Annotated in this window: 3 protein-coding genes; 2 read left to right on the top strand and 1 reads right to left on the bottom strand. The window is 72.1% G+C overall.

Translation table 11 applies throughout. From position 1 onward, the window contains the following. Both ACIOKD_RS33530 and ACIOKD_RS33535 read left to right on the top strand, forming a co-directional pair. Window positions 1-2386: LuxR C-terminal-related transcriptional regulator (locus ACIOKD_RS33530; protein ID WP_402091562.1), on the top strand; the 2386-nt coding region annotated here is incomplete at its 5' end. A gap of 68 nt (window positions 2387-2454) precedes the next feature. Further along, on the top strand, window positions 2455-2982 hold the full coding sequence (locus ACIOKD_RS33535; RefSeq protein WP_402091563.1) for a GNAT family N-acetyltransferase: 528 nt from the start codon (window positions 2455-2457) through the stop codon (window positions 2980-2982). Between the two features lie 96 nt (window positions 2983-3078). Here ACIOKD_RS33535 and ACIOKD_RS33540 read toward each other — a convergent pair whose 3' ends face one another. Beyond that, window positions 3079-5391 carry a (Fe-S)-binding protein gene (locus ACIOKD_RS33540; protein WP_402091564.1) on the bottom strand — a complete coding sequence of 771 codons (2313 nt, stop codon included), beginning with the start codon at window positions 5389-5391 and terminating at the stop codon, window positions 3079-3081. Window positions 5392-5758 lie beyond the last annotated feature (367 nt).

A 5758-nucleotide genomic window follows, 5' to 3' on the forward strand; every position in this document is an offset into this window, starting at 1 on the left:
TCCCGGCGGTCCGGTTGCGGGCGCCCCAGCCCTCGGCGGTCCGGTTTCGGGCGCTCGGGCTCTCGGCGACGCTGCCTTGGGCGGGGCGGTCTCGGGCGCCGCGGCTTCTGGCGACCCGGTCTCGGGCGCCGAGACTTCCGGCGGTCCGGTTTCGGGCGCCCCAGCCCTCGGCGGTCCGGCCTTGGGCTCTCCGGCTCTCGGCGACGTTGCCTTGGGCGCCTTGGCCTTGGGCGACGCTGCCTTGGGCGGGGCGGTCTCGGGCCCCGCGGCTTTCGGCGACCCGGCCGCGGACGCCGAGACTTCCGGCGACCCGGCCGCGGACGCCCGCGCGTTCGGCGACCCGCTCTCGGACACCCCCGCCCTCGCCGCCCCGTCCCCGGACGACGCAGCCCCGTACGACGCAGCCGCGTACGGCACAGCCGCGTACGGCACAGGCCCGTACGGCACCGCCGCGTACGAGCTCGCCGAGTTGCTCGGTGGGGTCACCGATGCCGATCCCGCGCGGGTGGCGGGATGGCTCACCGCCATGGCGCGGCTGGGGTTCCTGCGGCCCGGCGCCGACGGGCGCCCCCGCTACGCCCACCCCCTGTTGCGGGACGCGGTGCTGAGCGGCTGGCCCGTGGCCCGGCGGCGGGCCGCGCACCGCAGGGCCGCCGAGGTCATGCTGCGACGCGGCGAACGCGCCGAGACCGTGGCCGGCCAGTTGCTGCGGGCCGACGCGATCGGCGAGCCCTGGGTCACCGGCGTCCTGCTGGACGCCTCCGCCGTCGCCGTCCACGACGGCCGCACCGCCGACGCCCTGCCCTATCTGCGCCGCGCCCTGGACGAACCGCTGCCCGACGACCGCCGGCAGCGGCTCCTCACCGAACTGGGCTCCCTGGAGTACGCCACCATCCGCTCCTCGGCCGGCATACCGCGCCTCGCCGAGGCGGTGCGGCTGCCGGGCGTCCCGCAGGACCGGGTGCGCGCCGCGGTGGCCCTGGGCACGGCACTGGCCGGGCGGGGCGAGGCCCGCGCCGCCGTCGACGTACTGCGTTCGCTGGACTCGCAGCTGACGGGCCACCCCGACCTGGCCCGCACCGTGCAGATCACCTCGGCGCTGCTCTCCGAGCAGGACCACGAGATCAGGCAGGAGGTCTACCGCTGGCTGCGGGAGAGCGCCGGCCACTCACCGCGCCTGATCGGCACCGCGGGCCAGGCACTGCTCGTACGGTACGAGGCCACGGCGGGCCTGCTCTCGGCGGACGCCGCCATGGAACGCGTACGGGCCCTCCTCGCGGAGCCCGTCGAACCGCTCGCGGAACCCTTCCTGCTGGGTACGGCAGCCGCCGTCGCCCAGTGGGCCGACGAACTCGAAGAGGCCGAACGGCTCGTCGGACGCGGTCTCGCCAGACAGCGCCCGTCCCTGCTGCACCCGATGCACCGCGCGCTGCTGAACGTCCGCGCCGACATCGCCGCCGCCCGCGGCGACTACGCGCGGCTGCTCACCGGCCCCGAGGCCCGGCCGTCGGCCGGCACCCGGCTGGGCCCCAGCAACGGTCAGGCCCACGCCGTGGTCGCGCTCGTCGAGACCGGCCGGGTGGTGGAGGCCCGCCGCCTCGCGGGCGGCTTCGACCTGCGGGAGGCGAAGGAGTCCTGGGAGGTGAACCGGTTCCTGTACGCGCGAGGGGTGCTGCGGGCCGCCGGCGGGGACCCGGCGGGCGCGCTCGACGACTTCCTCGAATGCGGGCGCCGTCAGTCGGCGCGCGATGTGGTGAGCCCGGTCGTCACCCCCTGGCGGACGGCCTCGGCCGAGTGCCGGCTGGCGCTCGGCCGGCCCCGGGAGGCGCTGGAACTGGCCGAGGAGGAGTTGCGCCTGGCCCGGCTGTGGAACACCCCCCGGCTGGTGGGCCGTGCCCTGCGGGTCCTCGGCATGGCGACCGGCGGCCGGCGCGGCCTGGAACTCGCCGACCAGGCCGTACGCGTCCTGCGGGACGCCTCCGCGGGCGTTCCGCTCGACACGGAACTGATCCCCGCGCTGGTCGCGCGGGGACGCCAGCTCACCGCCGCCGGGGACCGGGCCCGCGCCCGCGACTGCCTGCGGGAGGCGGCCGAACGCGCCGAACGGCTGGGTGCCGTACGGCTGCGGGCCACCGCCGAGCAGGCCCTGCGCGAGGGCGGCGCCCGCCGCACCACGACGGCGCTCACCGGCTCGGGCGCGCTCACCGGCAGCGAGCGCCGGATAGCCGAGCTGGCCGCCGACGGCCGGACGAACACGGAGATCGCGAAGCTGCTGCACCTCGCGCGCCGCACCGTGGAGACCCATCTGACCAGCACCTACCGGAAGCTGGGCATCCGGCGCCGGGGCGAACTGACGACCGCGCTCGGCGGTGAGCGGGGCGGCTGACAGCATGAGTCACGAGGCGGCCGGATATCTCTTTGCGGGGCCCCGCCCCCGCCTCCCACACTGACCCGGTGCTGACACGACGTGAGACCCCCGCCGACGTATCCGCCGCGCGTGCCGTGATCGCGGCGGCCTTCGCCGAACCGGACACCCCGGACCCGGTGGAGGCGACCCTGCTCGACGCGCTGCGCACCTGCGAGGGCTGGCTGCCCGCACTGTCGTACGTGGCGGTCGACGACAAAGAGGGGGAAGGCGGCGAGGTCGTCGGACACGTCGTCTGTACGCGCGGACACGTCGACGGCGTACCGGCCCTCGGGCTCGGCCCGATCGGCGTGCGCCCGGACGCGCAGGGCCTCGGCACCGGCCTCGCCCTGATGCACGCGGTGCTCGGCGCGGCGGACGCCCTCGGCGAACCGCTGGTGGCCCTGCTCGGCAGCCCCGCCTACTACGGTCGCTTCGGCTTCCGCCCCGGAACCGACCTCGGCGTCCTGCCGCCCGACCCGGCCTGGGGCGCGTACTTCCAGGTCCGCACCCTGACGACGTACGAGCCGGCGTCGCGCGGCACGTTCAGGTACGCGAAGCCGTTCGACGACGTCTGAGTACGTTGTCAGGGGCGCGGGGAACCGCGCGAACGGCCTCCGTCGGCAGACTGCCGACGGAGGCCGTTCGACTCACAGGCCTGCTTGCGTGCCTGCCTACTTGACCGGTTCGGGCTGAGGCTCGCTCTCCGCCTCGGCCGTGCCCGCCGGAGGCTCTTCCGGCGAGGTCTTGACGGAGTCGAGCAGCAACTGGGCCACGTCCACGACCTGCACGGACTCCTTGGCCTTCCCGTCGTTCTTCTTGCCGTTGACCGAGTCGGTCAGCATGACGAGGCAGAACGGGCAGGCGGTCGAGACGATGTCGGGGTTGAGGCTGAGAGCCTCATCGACGCGCTCGTTGTTGATGCGCTTGCCGATCCGCTCCTCCATCCACATCCGCGCGCCACCGGCACCGCAGCAGAAGCCGCGCTCCTTGTGACGGTGCATCTCCTGCTGGCGCAGGCCGGGGACGGCGGACATGATCTCGCGCGGGGGCGTGTAGATCTTGTTGTGCCGGCCCAGGTAGCAGGGGTCGTGGTAGGTGATGAGGCCGTCGACCGGGGTCACCGGGACCAGCTTGCCCTCGTCGATCAGATGCTGCAGCAGCTGGGTGTGGTGGATGACCTCGTAGTCGCCGCCGAGCTGCGGGTACTCGTTGCCCAGGGTGTTCAGGCAGTGCGGGCAGGTCGCGACGATCTTCTTCGCGGACTTGGGCTTCCTCGACTCCGCGGTGACCTTGCCGTCGTCGTCCATCTCCTCGCCGAAGGCGGCGTTGAGGGACATGACGTTCTCCATGCCGAGTTCCTGGAACAGGGGCTCGTTGCCCAGGCGGCGGGCGGAGTCACCGGTGCACTTCTCGTCGCCGCCCATGATGGCGAACTTCACGCCCGCCATGTGCAGCAGCTCGGCGAAGGCCTTGGTGGTCTTCTTGGCCCGGTCCTCCAGGGCGCCGGCACAGCCGACCCAGTACAGGTACTCGACCTCCGAGAGGTCCTCCAGGTCGCGGCCGACGACGGGGATCTCGAAGTCGACCTCCTTGGTCCACTCCAGGCGCTGCTTCTTGGCGAGCCCCCAGGGGTTGCCCTTCTTCTCCAGGTTCTTGAGCATCGTGCCCGCCTCGGACGGGAAGGCGCTCTCGATCATCACCTGGTAGCGGCGCATGTCGACGATGTGGTCGATGTGCTCGATGTCGACGGGGCACTGCTCGACGCAGGCGCCGCAGGTGGTGCAGGACCACAGGACGTCGGGGTCGATGACCCCGTTCTCTTCGAGGGTCCCGATGAGGGGCCGCTCGGCCTCGGCGAGAGCGGCGGCGGGGACGTCCTTGAGCTGCTCGGCGGACGCCTTCTCGTTGCCCGACCCCGCGCCGCCAGGCGCTGATGGATCCAGCTTGCCGCCACCGGCGAGGAGGTACGGGGCCTTGGCGTGCGCGTGGTCGCGCAGCGACATGATCAGCAGCTTCGGGGAGAGCGGCTTGCCGGTGTTCCAGGCGGGGCACTGCGACTGGCAGCGCCCGCACTCGGTGCAGGTGGAGAAGTCGAGCAGACCCTTCCACGAGAACTGCTCGACCTGGCTGACACCGAAGACGTCGTCGTCACCGGGGTCGGTGAAGTCGATGGGCTTGCCGCCGGAGGTCATGGGCTGGAGGGCGCCCAGGGCCGTCCCGCCGTTCGCCTCGCGCTTGAACCAGATGTTCGGGAAGGCCAGGAAGCGGTGCCAGGCGACACCCATGTTGGTGTTGAGCGAGACGACGATCATCCACACGAAGGACGTGCCGATCTTGATCGTCGCGACCAGGTAGACCAGGTTCTGCAGCGTGCCCGTGCTCAGGCCCTTGAAGGCCAGGACCAGCGGGTACGAGGCGAAGTACCCGGCCTCGTAGCCCTCGACGTGGTGGATCGCGCCCTCCAGGCCGCGCAGCACGTAGATGGCGAGGCCGATGGTGAGGATGACGTACTCGACGAAGTACGCCTGGCCCGACTTGGAGCCCGCGAAACGGGACTTGCGGCCGGCCCGTGAGGGCAGGCTCAGCAGCCGGATCGCGATGAGCACGGCGATGCCCAGGATCGTCATCACGCCGATGAACTCGATGTAGAGCTCGAACGGCAGGAACTCGCCGATGATCGGCAGCACCCAGTCAGCCTGGAAGAGCTGGCCGAAGGCCTGGACGAGGGTGGGCGGCAGCGTCAGGAAGCCGATGGCCACGAACCAGTGGGCGAAACCTACGATGCCCCACCGGTTCATCCGGGTGTGACCGAGGAACTCCTTCACCAGCGTCACACTGCGCTGGTAGGGGTTGTCGGTCCGGCTGCCGGCGGGTACCGGCTGGCCGAGCTTGAAGTACCGGACGAACTGGCCGATGGCGCGCGCGATGAGCGCGACGCCGACCACGGTCAGGACCAGCGACACGATGATCGCGGCGAGTTGCATTTCGGGGCTCCTCGGGCCTGCGAGGGTCATTACTGAGCGGTAGCTTACGCAGTCCTACGAGACTACCCATTCCTGTGTCCGCACTGTAGTCAGCGGCACGGTGATCTGCGTCGCTGAGGCACACCTGGGTACCCGTGGCGAAACGGAGCCTTTTGTGGGCGGGGTTGCGGCTTGCCAGTCGGGTGCGGCCCGGCGGGGGGTGGGCCGCGCAGTTCCCCGCGCCCCTCAAAAGCGGGGCTGCGCCCCAGCCGCCTCCGCCCCGAAGAGGCGCGGGGGGGGGTGCCTCTATGTCCTTCGTCAAGGCACCCCTGTCGGGTTTGGGGTGATTCAGGCTTGCTGGGGTCATGCGGCGAGTTCAACGTCCGCA

Source organism: Streptomyces sp. NPDC087844, assembly GCF_044742785.1.
In the GTDB taxonomy this organism is placed as follows: Bacteria; Actinomycetota; Actinomycetes; order Streptomycetales; family Streptomycetaceae; genus Streptomyces.